Source organism: Terriglobales bacterium (assembly GCA_035764005.1).
In the GTDB taxonomy this organism is placed as follows: Bacteria; Acidobacteriota; Terriglobia; order Terriglobales; family Acidobacteriaceae; genus Gp1-AA112.
The window spans coordinates 1-16,068 of sequence record DASTZZ010000107.1; the positions used below are offsets into that span (position 1 = coordinate 1).

Here is a 16,068-nt window from a genome sequence, read left to right on the forward strand (position 1 = left end):
ACTGACTTCCCGTTTCGGCCCACGTCATCTCGCGAGCTTTGCTACCGGTTCTTGTTTTCCACTCACTGAACATCTGAGCGTAGCTTGCGGTGATGTACTCAGATTCCCCTATCGCCAGGACTCCTGCTGTGTGATCGATCCAGTCAGGCGAGCCTTCCAGTTCAGCGATGTTGCCGATGGGTGTTTCATCGACTACTACATGGCCTTGCCCGTCGCTCCACTCAGCGCGGTACTTTTCATAGCGAAAAGACGGACCCAAGCCGATGGCTTCGAATACATGTGCCAGCGCTTCGCCATCCGCGAGTTCCGTTTCGGTTTCGACGCGCGATTTGTGCTTGCCCGCATTGCCTTTGCTCTTGTGAGTTAACGTCCACTTGGAGCCGTATTTGCGGATGCGCAGCACCTCTCCGCGTGTGCGCAGTCGGCCATCGCTGAAGTCGTAAAGCGTGTTCATCTCGTGAGTGCGCGGCGTGACCAGATGGAATCCTGCCGCAGTGAGCTTGCGGGAGAGGTCGCCGAGATCACCAATTCGGACTTTGATTTCGACTTCTTCAGCGGGCATGTAGAAATTCTATGGAAACAGATGTACTGGGGATGCAATGCGGCTTACGATGCTTTGCCACGTTCTGCTTTGCTGACTTCTTCGAGGACCGGATGCTTGAATTCGAAGACGCACTCTCGCGGGTTCTTGTCCTCGCGCAACCCTTCATAGACTGGTGCGCGCATCTTGATTCCGCCGATATCCGTCTCGTGCGTCCATTCAGTGAACTTGATTTCAGCCACCAGCTCCGGCTTAACAAAATGCACCTTGCGCGGGCTGTCCACCTTTCCCGTGAAGGGATTCTGCTTCGTCTCAAGCTTGTGGAGTTTCTTCCACATTTCGGCATGTGACGTATGAGTAAAGCCGCTCCCAGCCTGTCCGACCGGCACCAGGTTGCCTTGTTTGTCATACAGTCCAAGTACCAGCGACCCGAAATGCTCGCGACTGCCGCGCGGATCGGTGTAGCCTCCGATCACGCACTCCTGCCGTTGCGTAATCTTGATCTTCAACCACTCGCTGCTGCGCTTCTGCACATAACAGCTCTTGCGCCGTTTGGCGACTATTCCTTCGAGCTTCTGCTGACGCGCAGCATCGAGCAAAGCATGTCCATTGGCGACGAAATGATCGGATATCTTCAGAACCTGGCTCGGCCGGACTACAGCGACAAGGAGCTTTTTCCTTTCTTCCAGATCAACGTTCAGCAGCGAGTAGCCCTCGAGGTAGAGCAGATCGAAGGCGTAATACATGATGAAAACGCTGTGGTCGGGCGATCGGCGTTTGCCATCCAGAGATAGTCCACTGCGCTGCTGCATCAGGCTGAACGAGGCTCGCCCATCTTCGTCGAGGGCAACGATCTCACCATCCACGATGCACGAGCGGCAGTGCAAGCTGTCGGCTATCGCGTGCAATTCTGGGAATTCGTTCGTCTGATCATTCTGGTTGCGCGATACCATTCGCAGCGAACGTTCGCCGTCCTCGCCGAAGAAAACCACAGAGCGGTAGCCATCCCACTTGATTTCATAGAGCCAGTCGTCGTCATCGAATGCGTCATCAACCAGCGTTGCCAGCATCGGCCGAATCGTCGACGGCATCGGCGCTTTGACCGCGCCTTTGAGCTTATCCAATCCAAAGGCACCATCACTTTGAGAGCCAGCTTTTTTGGGCCCGCGATTGGACAAAGCCGAATTGGAATTCGAGGGTTTCTTTTTGGGATTCGATCCTGCCGGTTTTTCGCTTGCGGCTGAAGCAGTCGCGCTTGCTTTTTTCTTTTGCTGGGTGCGGGCCTGCCTATCGTGCTGGGCGATGGAATCGGCAAGCCAGGCATTCTTGCCGGTCGCCTTTCCCGATGATGCCGAACGATTGCTCTGCCACTCCCGGGCGCCTTCGTCGCCGGCAATCTGAGCCAGGCTTTTGCGAGTCAGTACGGAGTAGTCGTAGTTATCAATGTCATAGCCGGTGACTGCGCTACCGTCACGCTTCTTCATCAAAAGCCATTCGGTGCCTTTTGAACCTGCGCGCCGCGAACGCATCTTCACCAGCACGAAGTCGCCCTTGAGTTTTTGCCCATGAAGGCGGAATTTGAGATCTCCCTTGGCCAGCATGGCTGCTGCCTGTTTCTCGCGCTCGCTGCGGTTGGCCGGATGGTCCGAATAGTCTTCTCTTAGCGGCTCCCAGGTTCCTGTGTCCCAAACCATTACCGTGCCCGCTCCGTAGTTGTTGGGCGGAATGATGCCTTCAAAGTGGAAGTAAGACACCGGATGATCTTCCACCTGCATGGCCAGGCGTTTGTCGATGGGATCGAGCGATGGCCCTTTTGGCACTGCCCATGATTTCAGCACTCCTTCCATTTCGAGGCGGAAGTCATAGTGCAGATGAGAAGCACGATGCTTTTGAACAACGAATCGAAAACCCTTTTTGGGATCGAGCTTAGGAGGAGGCTCGGGCGTTCGATCGAAACTGCGCTTGCGTTTGTATTCGTCGAGAGCCATAGATGTAAGGCGACTTACAGGTTACAGCAAGACCGTTATCTCCACGCGAACCGCTCAGCCGATAACAAAATCGCTCGTAGAACTTTCAATATCCTGCTCCTGAGCCGCCGGCGAATCCGCCGCTGATGTTTTTACCCAGCATCGAAGCAGTTCTGCGACGCTCCAGGCTTGTGCGATGCAGCCGCGTGGCGTGAATGGCGGATCGGCGTCGAAGATTTCACTCACCGAGCCGATACAGCCTTCACTCAGATGATCTGTGAATCCTGAAAGAAATTTTCTCGCCTGCGAGAAAGCTCCTGGGTGCAGGTTCAACCAGGCGTCGATGAAAGGCCCGATCAGCCACGCCCACACTGTGCCCTGATGGTACGCAGCATCACGGGCACGCAGGTCGCCGAAGTAGCGAGGCTTGTAATCTGGATGATCGGGAGACAGTGAACGCAGGCCAACCGGCGTCAGCAGCTTGCGCTCGACAATATCGAGCACTGGCGCCCAGTAGCGCTGTTCCAGAACGGGATGTTCCAGCGAGATCGCAAACAGTTGATTCGGACGCAGTGCCGGATCTGCTTTTCCATCTTCGCCGTCCACCACGTCATACAGATACCGTCCTTCCTGGTACCAGAAGCGCTGGTTGAATGAATCGAAAGCGCGATTGGCATAGCTCGAGAATTTCTGTGCCGACTCTTCACTACGTTCTTCGCGCGTCCATTCCTCCAGCAGCCGCAGCGCGTTGTACCAAAGCGCATTGATCTCCACGGCTTTGCCGCGACGCGGAGTTACGACCCAATCGCCGACCTTGGCGTCCATCCATGTGAGCTGATAGCCGTCGGCTCCTTGCGCGAGAAGTCCGTCTTTCGGATCGACTTTGATACCGAACCGAGTGCCGTTCACATGCCAATCGACTATGTCGCAGAGCTGCGGCAGAAGTAGGCGAAGAGTTGCGCGGTCGTCTGTGTACTGCACGTATTTGTGGACCGCGTGGAAGAACCACAGCGTGGCGTCCGCTGTGTGATACAGGCCGCTGTTCTTGCCCTCGGGAAACATATTCGGAATTAGACCGTCGCGTATGTAATGAGCAAACGTGCGCAGGATGTATCCAGCTTCGGCGTGACGACCTGTCGCGAGCGTCAGCCCTTCGAGGCTGATCATGGTGTCGCGGCCCCAGTCAGTGAACCAGTGATAGCCGGCGATGACGGTGCGGATCTCGTCGCCTGCAGCGAGCGCTCGCGCCGTGTCGGCAACCCGTCCTGTGGGTGTGATCAGGAATTGATCGGCGGCGAGAACGAGTTCTCCACCGAATGCATCCTGCAAGCCAGGGTTGGCTACGCTGATTAGCCGCCGTCGTCGTTCCATTTCGGCATGGAACGCCTCGTTGGGATCAAGCGCTTCAATCGCCTGCTGGTATTCGGTTGATGCGATCAAACTGACGGGCTTTTCGGGCTCAAGCTGGAGTTCGAAGTATCCGGGTGACCACAAATCGCCTTCGTAGTCGTAGCCGCGATCCGCCTCCACACGAAAGCGCAGATCGGGAATCGTTTTTTCGTCTGGATGAAAGGCAGCGTTCTCACGATTAATGCCGATGCGCAGAATGGGCAACTCGGAATGGTTGCTGATCTCGAGCCAGTCTTCTTTGACTTCGCATGTGTAGCGTTTCGGATCAAGACCGGAGAGCTGTCCCTCGTGCGGACGAAAATGCATCGCTGGACGAAGGCGCAGGGTTACTCCTGCCGCGCCGTGCCACTGATAAGTGAGGTGTGCTGTGTTCTGCCGATGAACGAGATGAATACGCTTTTCGAGCGCGTTTTTTCCGTAGTTGAAGCGATAAATCCAAACGGGCAGTGCAGCTTCCAGCCGGAATGCCTGCAGATGCGAGAGCGCGCGGAAATTCGAAACTCCGGTTGATGTTTCTTCACCACCGAGGTCGATGAGTTCACCGCCTGGAAGAAGCACCTGCTCGGAGACATCGTTCAGCATCATCGTTCTTCCATGCGGACTGGGAAGCGCGGCGATGAGAACGCCATGGAAGCGTCGGGTGGGTGCGCCGCTAACCGTGCCGGATGCATAACCGCCAAGGCCATTGGTGACGAGCCACTCGCGTGTGAGCAGCGTCTCCCAGCGTTCTTGATCGTGCCCGTTGTGGGAAGCGTCCCACGAGAACTCGCGCGTGATGCTGTCGAGAATGCGGCGATCAGGTGTGTTCTTTCCGCGGCGGTACAGGATCGGGATGTCTTGCGTCTTGACCAAGTCGGTCTTGTTCTCAGTTGCCTTCGGTCGTGGCCGGCGCAAGCACGGTCGCCGACTCGCCCTGAATTCGCCAGCCCTGGTCCGAATCGGGGTTCATGTATCCCGATCCTCCGTACTTCATTTCTTCGCTCGACCAGAGGACTTGCCAACGCTTGTTCTCAGGCGCGGCGAGCAGAGGTTCGGGTGCATGGCGCAGATCCAAATCGGCGCCGAGATTTATGACGAGCAGGCGATCCTGACCAGCCTCGACGAAGTATCGCAGCACGAAGGCCTGTGGCGCGATTACTGCGCCGTCAACTCGTCCGTATAGCTGCATACGAAATGCCGGATCCGTGTGCCGAAGCTGCAGCAGATCGCGATGCAGCGCTACAAAATGCGAGTTTCGCTCCCATTCGCTCCAATCCAATTTACAGGCATCGAGAGTCTCTCGCCTCGCCGGATCGGGAACGCGGGCGCGCATCTCCTCGGATTTGAGCTGAGGAAACTGCGCGAGAAATTCTGCGCGACCTTTATGCACGAGCTTTGCCAACTCTGGATTGTGATCGGCAAAAAAGAGGAATGGCTTGCTGGATCCGAATTCCTGGCCTTGAAATAGCAGCGGAGTTCCCGGGCCAAGCAGCGTAAGCGCCGTGAGTGCGCGATAACGTCCCGGACTCGTGAGCTGGTGCAGACGCTTGCCGTGGGCTGAGTTCGAGACCTGATCGTGATTTTCGATGAACGTGACGAATGCCGCTGGCTCCATTCCGAGCGTAGTTTCACCTCGGCGCTTGTTTTGCCAACTGTAGTACTGGCCCTGATAGAGATAGCCGTACTTGATCGCCGAAATGAACTCCTGCGGAGTGCCGGAATAATCTGTGTAGTAAGCCTGCCTCATCCCCGTGGAAGCGGCGATGGCGCTGTGATGGAAGTCATCGTTCCAGAGCGCGTCGAAGCCGTAGCCGCCGCGCTCGACAGGTTTGGCGATCTTTGCTTCCTGTGCTTCATTCTCAGCGACGAGGATGATCTCGCGATTACCTGCTGCGGCGCGAGCGCGACGCGCCATATCCGCGAGAATGTGCTCACGAGATCGATCGACGATGGCTTGCGTCGCGTCAAAGCGCAAACCATCGAGGTGATACTCGCGAATCCAGTACTCGACATTGCCTGCGAAAAAATCGCGCACCGGTCCGCTGTTCTCGCCATCGAAGTTGATCGCGTCTCCCCATTCGGTCGTGTGCTCGCGATGGAAGTAGTCATCAGAGAACTGCGTCAGGTAATTCCCATCTGGACCCACGTGGTTGTAGACAACGTCAAGAATTACTCCCAAGCCGATGCTGTGCGCGTAATCGACAAAGCTGCGGAAGTCGTCGGGAGTGCCGTAGCGGGGGTACGGAGCGTAGAGGTTCACTCCATCATAACCCCAGCCAAACTCTCCGGGGAAACACGCCACAGGCATCACTTCGACGACAGTGACACCAAGTTCTTTCAGCAACGGCAATTTCTCTTTTGCTGATTCGTAAGTGCCACTTGGTGTGAAGGTTCCGATGTGCAGTTCGTAAATGACCTGTCCGCGAATGCTGACGCCGGGCCAATCCTTGTCCGTCCAGGCAAACTTCTGGTGATCGACGACTGCAGAAACTCCATGCGGCCCTTCAGGCTGCCAGTGCGACGCCGGATCGGGAAAAGTCTCGTTGCCATCGACGCGCAGCTTGTAGCGGGTTCCAGCGTTTGCATCTGCTAAGAAGCCGGAGAAGTAGCCGTCATCTTCGCGATCGAGCGGAAATGATTTGCCAGGCTCACGGTCGCTTTCGAAAAAAACGATCTCAACAGAGCGCCGCTTGGGTGCCCACACGCGAAAATGGGTACCTCCGCCGGGCTGCAATTCTGGTCCAACGGCAAGCGTGCGAGTTACAGACTGGGGTTCTTTCAGAATGGGATTCATCGCGGAAGAAGTGGACGCAAAGAAAGCAGCGTCTCAACATAAAGTCAGATGCAAAAAGTGAGATGCGGAAAGGCTTCAGTCCGCCACTTAGGAGCCCGTCATCACCAGCGGCATCGTCGGCGTCTGACTCCCACCTTCAGCCTCGATGGTTACGGCGAACATCTTGGGCCAGGCATCTTTCTCCGCGTAGGGGGTGACCATGGCTGCGTTTCCGTTGGTATCGGGCTTGAAGGTTCCACACGGCATTGGTTTGGTGCCGCTGGCCGGCACGAGCCACAACTGGTACGTCTTTTCCGGCGGCAAAGGCGGCAGATGCTGAGCAGTGAAGACCACTGTCCCTGTCTTGCGCATGTAGCTGGCCTTGCCTTCAGGAACCGGCTGGTCTTTCACCGAAACCAGCGCGAAGTGCGACGACTCGGGTGACGTGAGTGCATCCAGGACAAGCCGTGCACGATCCAGATCTCCCTGCTGCTGCTCGAAGCGCTGCTGCGTCGCTTCGAGTCTGTTTCGCAAGCTGGTGTTCTCGCGCCAAAGCATCAGTCCGAAGATAGCCAGCAGCACTGCCGCAAAAGTGGGGACGAAGCTCCACCATGGCCTGCGCATCACCACTCGCCGCACCCGCGGCGGCTCGGTCCTGATTGCCTGAAGCAGCCGCTCACGCGAACGCTGTGGAGGGGCAGACCCCACGCTCGACAACGCCAGCATGGCCATTTGCGAATTGATTTCTTCCAGTTCGCGTCGGCAGCCTGCGCATTCCTTGAGGTGCTCGCGAAATTCTGCGGTATCGGAGGCAGGCAGCTCGTGCAGCGCATAGAGCGCTAGATCGTCTGCGAATTGCTGATGATCTCTCATGCCGCGAGCCCCTTTCTGAGCGCTGCCAGAGCTGCTCGAATGCGCGTCTTGATTGTTCCCAGCGGCTCGCCTGTTTTGGCCGCAACTTCGGAATGCGTGAGGCCATGAAAGAAAGCAAGCTCCAGCGCTCGGCGTTGTTCAAGCGGCAACTGCTCGACTGCGCTGCGGATTCTGGCAATCGCCCGATTGCGGTCCGCCGTCTGTTCCAAATCGGAATCGATGGAAATGACTACGTCGTCGATATCCGACTCCGGACGCCTCCTACGCAACTGGTCGATTGCACGATGCCGTGCGATTACAGCGAGCCAGGCGCCGAGACTGCCGCGATTTGAATCGAACGTCTCCGGCTTCCTCCAAAGTTGCAGAAAGATTTCCTGCAGGATGTCTTCGGCCTGCGCAGTATCGCCCAGCACGCGCAGCGCCACCGAATACACCACCTGCGCGTAACGGTCATGCAGCACGGCAAGCGCGTCTTGGTCGCCGGCGCGGATGCGGGAGATCAGCATGGAATCCGTCACCTGGGAGTGGTCTTTGGCGCTCGTGGCCGAGCTCATTTCCTTTCCTTAAGAACGAATCAGTGTCGTCGCTCGGATTGCATTTCCGAGGAGGTGAAGGCCGATTCTAACGCACACGGAGACAAGTCACTCAGCGGCCACTTCCCAGAGCGGAGTTGAGCAGCGTCGCCAAGCGCACGCCTGCTTTCGCAAGCTGTTCTTCGACAATCGGATGCGACACATCGTCGTACCGGGCACCCAAATCAATATGCAGGTCGGCCATGCGCTTGCCGATGTGGTTGTCGGCGCATGAACTGACTTTGTTTCCGGGCTCACGGGGAATGAAAGCAGGCAGAGCACGGTAGGCGGTGACGGCAGCGTCGTGTCCCTCCCAGGCCCAATCGATTGGCTGACCGACGTTCCACCGAGGAGCTCGGGAGTGATAGCGGATGTCGATAAAGTCGGCGAACTCCTCGACCGTCATGTCGTGATCGTCAAGGAGGCTCTCGAGAAGACCGGTATCCCAAACCGAGTGCAGATTCGGGAAGTAGTCTTCGCGCTGCGGGCTCGTAAGGCGCGGCGCCTCATCTTCGAAGGCAACCGGCACACAATTTCCGCCTTCGTCGCTGTTGTCTTCATCGTGGAGCGGCTGATGAATGTCGCCGACCAGGTGAATGACAAAGCGCAGAGCGTCGCCACGGGCGGCGGCATCCTTGCTGGTTTTGAGCTGCTGAACGTACTTATTGATCGCATCGATCACGCAGCCCGATTGGCACATTTGCGACACGTCGTATTTGTCGCGCGTGACGTTCAAAGGAATATTGACGTAGTGCAGAGGACCGGTATCGGGCTGCTCAGCCCGATAATCGTCGGCCCAGGTGGCCGCATCGGCGATTGGAGGCAGGCCGAGATTGCGGCAATAGCGGCGAAGAGCGGAGTTGACCGGCGCCGTCGCGAGAATCGCATTCACCTGTCCGGCGACCTGCGGCTGCAGGTGCTTCATCGCAATCAGGGCGACGATCTGATGACCTTCGCACCCCCAGGCATGAGCCGGCGTCGAAGATGCTGAGACGAGTAGAAGAACGAACGAGCAACACAGGGCTTTCAATTTCATCGCGGAAATTCTACCTGCTCGGTGCCCTTATTGACGCTTACTCGAGCGCTTCAGGCGTGAGTTGGATGTTTTTCTCTCCGGCTGCACGCTTTTCCCAGTATTTCTTTACCCAGGCTTCGAAGCTCTTGCCGGCCGCGGGATCGCGGTCGCTGAATTTTAGAGCGACGATATCGGAGTAGGGAATGGAGAGCTTTTCGCGGGCGTTGTTGGGGATAATGCGAACGAATGAATCGGCGAGGCTTTTTCCTGTTTTGCGGTCAAAGACATAGCCTTCGATCCTGCTGCCATCTTTTCGCGTGATGGCCACATCGCCTCGATAGTCAAAGGCTTTTTCCAGTGCTTGTCGAATGTCTTCTTCGCTTCCTAGATTGGGAAGCCAGCCTTCGAGTTTTTCGTGCGCTGTGCCTGGAGCTACTTCGAGGGTCTCTGGATTGATGCTCATCAAAACTCCGTTGGGTTACCACGAAGATCACAAAGTCAGTACCGTCCGCGGTAGCGGATCGGGTTAGCTCGATTGTGTCTGTTCACCCATTCGCTACCGCGAACCGTACTGACTTATCGATGCGTGGCCTTCGTGTTAACTCCGGGTGAGTTGTTCGCTGTTTGTCTCAATCTGTACCAGCGGATTAAACGCGTGCACCGGCCGCACTGGATCGTTCAGCAGTTTCAGCGCGCCTTCGTCCTTATGGCTCGCAAAAGTCGCGCGGATGGTCTGCAGGAATCCGCGCAGTGAGCTGAACGTGTGATCGACTGCCGAAACCTCGTAGCCGCTATGCACCATGCAGTTCGCGCAGCGCGGATTTCCCGATTCGGTACCGTACATGTGCCACTCGGTTGCTTCCATCAACTCCTGGAACGTGTCGGCGTATCCGTCTTGTAACAGATAGCAAGGCTTCTGCCAGCCGAAGATGTTGAACGTTGGCATGCCCCACGGTGTGCATGAATACTGTTGCTTGCCCATCAGGAATTCAAGAAATAGGGGCGACTGATTAAACCGCCAACTCTTCTTGCGATTAGACAAGATGGCGCGGAAAAGCCGGCGTGTGCGGGCACGTCCGAGAAAGTGCTTCTGGTCCGGTGCCTTGTCGTACGAATAGCCCGGCGAGAGCATCATGCTCTCCACGCCAAGCTTCATCATTTCGTCGAAGTGCGAACGCACGCTGTTGGGATCAGCGCCGTCGAACAGCGTCGTGTTGGTTGTGATGCGGAAGCCGCGACGGATCGCTTCGCGAATGCCTTCGACTGCTATGTCGTATCCACCTTCGCGGCAGACGGAAAAATCGTGGTGCTCGCGTTGACCATCGATGTGAACCGAGAAGGTCAGGTACTTACTGGGCTTGAACAGATCGAGCTTCTCTTTGAGCAGCAGCGCGTTGGTGCAGAGGTAAATGTACTTCTTGCGCGAGACCAAGCCTTCCACGATCTTATCGATCTCGGAATGCATGAGCGGTTCGCCGCCCGGGATGCTGACCACCGGCGCGCCGCATTCGTCAACGGCACGGAAGCATTCTTCCGGCGTGAGCTGCTGTTTGAGGATGTGAGCGGGGTACTGGATCTTGCCGCATCCGGCGCACGCCAGGTTGCAGCGGAAGAGGGGTTCGAGCATGAGCACGAGCGGATAGCGCTTGCGTCCTTTCAGCTTCTGCTTAAGGACGTAAGTCGATACCGTCCACATTTGTGAGATTGGTCCCGGCAAATTCCTTCTCTCCTCTGTCCTGCTTCTTCTCTTGTCATTCCGAACCGCGTGCTTTGGCGGCGCGGAATCCCTATTTATACCGATACCGTTTGGGCACGGTAGGGATTCCTCCCTACGGTCGGAATGACAATGCTAATTGCGTTCTGTACATACCTTCCCGTATGTCGTGAGCGCGATCAATGGGAAGTACACCCGATACAGGTGGTACGCCAAATAAAATACCCGAGGGAATCCGGTTCCTGTGTACTGCGGCTCATCCCAACCGCCGTCCTTGCGCTGCGTTCGCAGCAGATATGCAATGCCGCGGGCCACAGCGTCACTGCGAGTGTCGCCAGCCGCCAGCAATCCCATAATCGCCCACGCCGTTTGTGAGGGTGTGCTCGGACCTAGCCCCTTTTTAGTGGGATCGTCGTACGACATGCAACTCTCGCCCCATCCGCCATCCGAGTTCTGGTACATGCGCAGCCACTCCGCGGCCTGCTGAATACAGGGCTCGTGATTGTCCACACCCATGGCTTCCATTCCGCGCAAAACGAGCATCGTCCCGTAAATGTAATTGACGCCCCAGCGCCCGAACCATGAGCCATCGGATTCCTGCTTCCGTTTCAGGAATTCGAGCGCCTTCTTCACGCGGCGATCGCTCTGTGTATAACCGTAGGTCGCGAGACACTCGAGGATGCGGCCAGTGATGTCCACCGTCGCTGGATCGAGCATGGCGTTGTGATCGGCGAAGGGAATGTGCTCGAACATCATCTTGTCGTTGTCTTTGTCGAACGATGCCCACCCACCATCCTTGCACTGCATGGCAAAGATCCAGTCGATCGCTCGCTGTACCGATTCGTGCTGGTAACGCTCGTTCGGCACCTGAATTTTGCTCAGACCGAGCGCGACCATCGCGGTATCGTCCACGTCGGGATAAAACTCATTGTTGAACTCGAAATACCAGCCCGCGGGCGCCGCATCTTTCACCTTCACTGACCAGTCGCCCCTGTGCGTGACCTGCTTCTGCAGCAGCCATTCCCCAACGGCCACCATGCGCGGATCGGTCGCCGGCACTCCGGCTTCGCCGAGCGCGAACGCAGCATATGCCGTGTCCCATACAGGCGATTTGCAGGGCTGCATGCGGAAGGTTTCTTCCTCCTCGATTCCGAGCGCTTCGAACTCATCGATTGCACGGATCACCTGCGGATCGTCGGTCGAGTAGCCCAGGCATCGCAGCGCGATGATCGAATTCATAATCGCCGGATAGATGGCGGCCAGTCCGTCGCTCATCTCCATGTGTTCGATCATCCATTCTTCGGCAGCTTTCAAGGCAATCGAGCGCAGCGGGCGCACGTGAACCGCCTCGAACCAGTGCGTAAGACGATCGAGCACCAGGAAGAAGTTGCGCCAACTGATGAGCTTGTCACTCCACTTCAGACGCAGATCAGTGTTGTGGCGTCCGTCGGGAAACAACTCCTGGATCCCCATCTCGTCGGGAATCTTCTTGAACGGCTTCTTCGCATAGCAGATCGAGAGCGGCACAAGAATGCCGCGCGACCATGACGAAATTTCGTAAATGTTGAACCAGAACCACTTCGGGAATAGCACGATCTCCGGCGGGACTGCAGGGACGGCATCGTAGTCGTACTGTCCGAGGAAGCAGAGATAGATCTTCGTAAAGGTGTTGACCGCAGTAACGCCACCGAGCGCGAATATGCGCTCACGCGCGCGGACCAAAATGGGATCGTCGGGCCTGTGTCCGGTGAGCTTCAGTCCCAGATACGCTTTCACCGTTGCGCTGATATTCGAAGGACCGCCGTGGTAAATCGGCCACCCGCCATCTTCGTTCTGATGGCGAATGATCTCCCGTGCGGTCTTCTGCAGGCGCACTTCATCGCGCGTCCCAAGCAGCGTGTGCAGCAGGATGTAATCGGATTCTAGGGTGGTATCGGCTTCGAGTTCGCCGCACCAGAAGCCTTCGGGATCTTGCGTTGAGAAGAGGAATCGACGCGCGCCATCCACCGCTGCGGCTACGCGGCTGGCAATGTCATCGATTTTGCCAAACACCATCTGCACAGGGCGACGGGGGGATTCGTCCATAGCTTGCCTTATTCCGCGGCGACGGCAGTCTGGGAGGGCGCGGCCTGAATCGCGGCCACGATCTCCGGCGGCAGTCCGAAACGGACGTTCTCCGCCATGATCTCGACTTCCTCAACGCGGTTGAAGCCCTCCTTTGTGGAGAGATACTCAACCACTTCTTCCACCAGGCACTCCGGGGCCGAAGCTCCGGCCGTCAACGCAACCGTCTTCACGCTTTCCAGCCATTCCGGACGGATCGCGCGGCAGTTCTCAATTAAGTACGCGGGAGTCTCGAGGCGAGTTGCAACTTCGACCAGTCGGTTTGAATTGGAACTATTCTCCGAACCGACAACCAGCAGCAGGTCGGCCTGTGGGGCGACGTTCTTCACTGCAATTTGACGGTTCTCGGTCGCGTAGCAGATGTCCTGCGCATGGGGCCCATGGATCTTGGGAAACCTGCGCTTCAAAGCTTCGATGATGTCTTTGGCTTCGTCGAGCGAGAGCGTCGTCTGCGTAAGATAAGCCACACGTTCCGGATCGGGAACGTGCAGGTTGTCGACCTCCTTGGGAGAGCTAACGACCTGCGTCACTTCTGGAGCCTCGCCGAGTGTACCGATGATCTCGTCGTGATCGCGATGTCCGACCAGAATCAGCGAATTGCCTTGCTTAGCAAACTTGATAGCTTCAACGTGGACCTTGGTCACCAGCGGGCAGGTCGCGTCGATCACCTTCAACTTGCGCGCCTTGCTGGCTTCGCGCACTTCCGGGGCTACGCCGTGCGCGCTGTAGATGACGCGCGCCCCTTCAGGCACGTCCTCGACGCTGTCGACAAAAATCGCTCCCTTAGCCGCCAAGTCATCGACAACATAGCGGTTGTGCACAATTTCTTTACGTACGTAGATCGGAGCGCCAAAGGTTTCGAGCGCAATGCGAACGATGTCGATAGCGCGCACAACACCCGCGCAAAATCCGCGAGGCTTGAGCAGCAGGACGATCTTTTCTTCGGTTGGCAGGGTCATTCCTTGTCTCTAAGTATAACCGTGAATGAGCAGATATCCCATTTCAACCCTAATGAGCGGGGTTGAGCCAGTCAATGCAAGTGAATGAAATGGCGTGAATTAACACTGGACGGCACCATTTGGGCCATTAATGGGGAAACCGCATTTTTTTATCGTTTCCTCCTTGCAACCCCGTCAGAGCAGTCATTCAGACCGAAGGCGATGGGCATGAGGATTATCTAACGCCGATTATGGTCGCGAGCTGTCTCTGGCGGTGCAGCTTGTTTCGACGCACGGTACCTATTCGACGCACGGTACCTATTCAATGTGCCGCGATTTGCGTTTCGATTTCCTTGCAGAAACTCAACTCTGGACGAAGATTTGCCCAGCGACAACTATGCCCATTTCGTCACCTGCCATTTACCGGTACCCTCGATGATGGTGACGTAGCGGTCGATAGGAACATTTGTAAACCGCTCGACAGCGCCGCTAGGTTGCGGCCATTTCACTTCAAGCCAGTCGATCTTCGTTCTTTTGCCGATACCGAGCACGATGCGCGGATCGTGCGAAGACAAATAACTGCCGCCTCCTACTTTCATGTGACTACGCTTCAGATCGCCGGCCTGGTAGGTCACACGCGCTCCGATCGCATCCCGATTGGCCTTTTTGCCGACCAGCTTCAAACCAACCCAATGACTTTCTGCGCCAATGTTGTTGCGCAGCAGCAATGGACCGCCATTGTTGCACGAGATAAGGACATCGATTGCACCATCATTATTGAAATCGCCGATCGCCAAACCACGAGCTGAAAGGGGCTTCGCGAAGACTGGCCCAGATTGAGCACTCACGTTCTTGAATCCGGAGCCGGTGTTCTGAAAGAGCATGAGCGGCTCGCGATAGGAGACGCGCGCATCGAGGAGGTTGATCAGATCATCCGGCTCCCCATTGGAGAGAAACAGATCGAGGTTCCCATCATTGTCGTAATCGAAGAACTTGAGTCCCCAGCCGCTCATGAGTCGCGTCGCATTCCCAATGCCTGTGGGTAGTGCCTGGTCATCGAAGGTCTCGTCGCCGTTGTTCTTGTAGAGCGCGTACATTTCGTTATCGATATTGGCGACGAAGAGATCGATGTTGCCGTCCTGGTTGTAATCGGCTGCGTCCACGCCCATTCCTGATCTGGGACGGCCGGCTGCGCTGTAGGCAATGCCTGCCGGTTCTCCAATTTCCTCGAATTTCCCCTTGCCACGATTTATGAACAGGAAGTTGGGGGCAGTGTCGTTGGCGACGAACAGGTCCATGCGTCCATCGTTGTTTACGTCCGCGGCTACTACACCCCACGCTTTCCCTAAATGGGCAGCGATTTCTGAGCTCTTGCTGACATCGGTGAATGTGCCGTCGCCGTTGTTATGGAAAAGCCAACTGGCCATCGGCTTGTAAATGCGCGGAATGCAATAGTGACGCTCCTGCTTCTCGACTTGTCCGCAGAATTGATCTTTTTCTCTGCTGTAATCGACGAAGCGGCAGACGAACAGATCGAGACGGCCGTCGTTGTCGTAATCGAACCACACGGCGCTCGACGACCAGCCCGGAGCGGCCACCCCGGCTTTCTCAGTAACGTCTGTAAACGTACCGTCGCCGTTGTTGTGATAGAGGATGCTGCGGCCGTACTGCGTAACGTACAGATCGGGAAAGCCGTCGCCGTCGTAGTCACCGACTGCAACTCCCTGCCCAAATCCTCCGCCGCCAACCCCTGCTTTTTCGGTGACGTCAGTGAACGTTCCGTCGCGGTTGTTGCGGTAGAGAGCATTGCGCAAAGGTGGATTCGGATCGAAGAAGTCGCATTTGCCGCTATTGACGAGATAGATGTCCATCCAACCGTCGTTGTCGTAGTCGAGAAAGGCGCAGCCCGCGCCAGTGGTCTCGGGCAAGTATTTGTGCGGCGATGCTCCGCTGCGGTGCACCCAGGTGATGCCGCTCGCCGACGGCGGAACTTCCTCGAATGGAGAAAGCGGTTGAGCACCGAACCCCAATCGGGAAAGCATTGAGAGCGCAGCCGCCTTGCCGAGGTTCTGGAGGAAAGCGCGGCGCGTGAGAGAGGAGATGATGTTCGGCCCGACTGGAAATTGTCTGATCACAAGTTATCAGAACTGCCGGCAACAGCC

12 protein-coding genes are annotated in these 16,068 nt (G+C 56.8%); all 12 read right to left on the reverse strand.

Annotation, left to right across the window (positions count from 1 at the left end):
* Positions 1-562, reverse strand: a 562-nt coding sequence (locus VFU50_17195) for a class IV adenylate cyclase (GenBank protein ID HEU5234600.1), incomplete at its 3' end; no start/stop codon positions are given.
* Positions 563-606: 44 nt separating this feature from the next.
* A complete protein-coding gene (gene ligD / locus VFU50_17200; protein HEU5234601.1) occupies positions 607-2,529 on the reverse strand; it encodes a non-homologous end-joining DNA ligase in 1,923 nt (640 codons plus the stop codon).
* A gap of 54 nt (positions 2,530-2,583) precedes the next feature.
* Complete coding sequence (locus tag VFU50_17205; protein ID HEU5234602.1) at positions 2,584-4,770, reverse strand: amylo-alpha-1,6-glucosidase; 2,187 nt, start codon at positions 4,768-4,770, stop codon at positions 2,584-2,586.
* A gap of 13 nt (positions 4,771-4,783) precedes the next feature.
* Complete coding sequence (treZ, locus tag VFU50_17210; GenBank protein HEU5234603.1) at positions 4,784-6,691, reverse strand: malto-oligosyltrehalose trehalohydrolase; 1,908 nt, start codon at positions 6,689-6,691, stop codon at positions 4,784-4,786.
* 87 nt (positions 6,692-6,778) lie between these two features.
* A complete protein-coding gene (locus VFU50_17215; GenBank protein HEU5234604.1) occupies positions 6,779-7,543 on the reverse strand; it encodes an anti-sigma factor in 765 nt (254 codons plus the stop codon).
* Complete coding sequence (locus VFU50_17220) at positions 7,540-8,097, reverse strand: sigma-70 family RNA polymerase sigma factor (GenBank protein ID HEU5234605.1); 558 nt, start codon at positions 8,095-8,097, stop codon at positions 7,540-7,542. Before VFU50_17220 ends, VFU50_17215 begins: the two co-directional genes overlap by 4 nt.
* Before the next feature lie 91 nt (positions 8,098-8,188).
* The gene (locus VFU50_17225) at positions 8,189-9,151 is read right to left on the reverse strand and encodes a S1/P1 nuclease (GenBank protein ID HEU5234606.1); all 963 of its coding nucleotides are present in this window, start codon (positions 9,149-9,151) and stop codon (positions 8,189-8,191) included.
* 37 nt (positions 9,152-9,188) lie between these two features.
* The gene (locus tag VFU50_17230) at positions 9,189-9,593 is read right to left on the reverse strand and encodes a hypothetical protein (GenBank protein HEU5234607.1); all 405 of its coding nucleotides are present in this window, start codon (positions 9,591-9,593) and stop codon (positions 9,189-9,191) included.
* A gap of 135 nt (positions 9,594-9,728) precedes the next feature.
* On the reverse strand, positions 9,729-10,847 hold the full coding sequence (gene hpnH, locus VFU50_17235; GenBank protein HEU5234608.1) for an adenosyl-hopene transferase HpnH: 1,119 nt from the start codon (positions 10,845-10,847) through the stop codon (positions 9,729-9,731).
* A 132-nt stretch (positions 10,848-10,979) separates the two neighbouring features.
* Positions 10,980-12,929 carry a squalene--hopene cyclase gene (gene shc, locus VFU50_17240; protein ID HEU5234609.1) on the reverse strand — a complete coding sequence of 650 codons (1,950 nt, stop codon included), beginning with the start codon at positions 12,927-12,929 and terminating at the stop codon, positions 10,980-10,982.
* A gap of 8 nt (positions 12,930-12,937) precedes the next feature.
* Complete coding sequence (ispH, locus tag VFU50_17245; GenBank protein ID HEU5234610.1) at positions 12,938-13,927, reverse strand: 4-hydroxy-3-methylbut-2-enyl diphosphate reductase; 990 nt, start codon at positions 13,925-13,927, stop codon at positions 12,938-12,940.
* Between the two features lie 374 nt (positions 13,928-14,301).
* On the reverse strand, positions 14,302-16,041 hold the full coding sequence (locus tag VFU50_17250) for a CRTAC1 family protein (GenBank protein HEU5234611.1): 1,740 nt from the start codon (positions 16,039-16,041) through the stop codon (positions 14,302-14,304).
* Positions 16,042-16,068 lie beyond the last annotated feature (27 nt).

Excerpts from the sequence above, each read along its gene's own strand:
- VFU50_17220 (HEU5234605.1), bottom strand. The coding sequence starts at position 8,097 with ATGAGCTCGGCCACGAGCGCCAAAGACCACTCCCAGGTGACGGATTCC.
- VFU50_17230 (HEU5234607.1), bottom strand. The coding sequence starts at position 9,593 with ATGAGCATCAATCCAGAGACCCTCGAAGTAGCTCCAGGCACAGCGCAC.
- VFU50_17215 (HEU5234604.1), bottom strand. The coding sequence starts at position 7,543 with ATGAGAGATCATCAGCAATTCGCAGACGATCTAGCGCTCTATGCGCTG.
- treZ (HEU5234603.1), bottom strand. The coding sequence starts at position 6,691 with ATGAATCCCATTCTGAAAGAACCCCAGTCTGTAACTCGCACGCTTGCC.
- ispH (HEU5234610.1), bottom strand. The coding sequence starts at position 13,927 with ATGACCCTGCCAACCGAAGAAAAGATCGTCCTGCTGCTCAAGCCTCGC.
- ligD (HEU5234601.1), bottom strand. The coding sequence starts at position 2,529 with ATGGCTCTCGACGAATACAAACGCAAGCGCAGTTTCGATCGAACGCCC.
- VFU50_17225 (HEU5234606.1), bottom strand. The coding sequence starts at position 9,151 with ATGAAATTGAAAGCCCTGTGTTGCTCGTTCGTTCTTCTACTCGTCTCA.
- shc (HEU5234609.1), bottom strand. The coding sequence starts at position 12,929 with ATGGACGAATCCCCCCGTCGCCCTGTGCAGATGGTGTTTGGCAAAATC.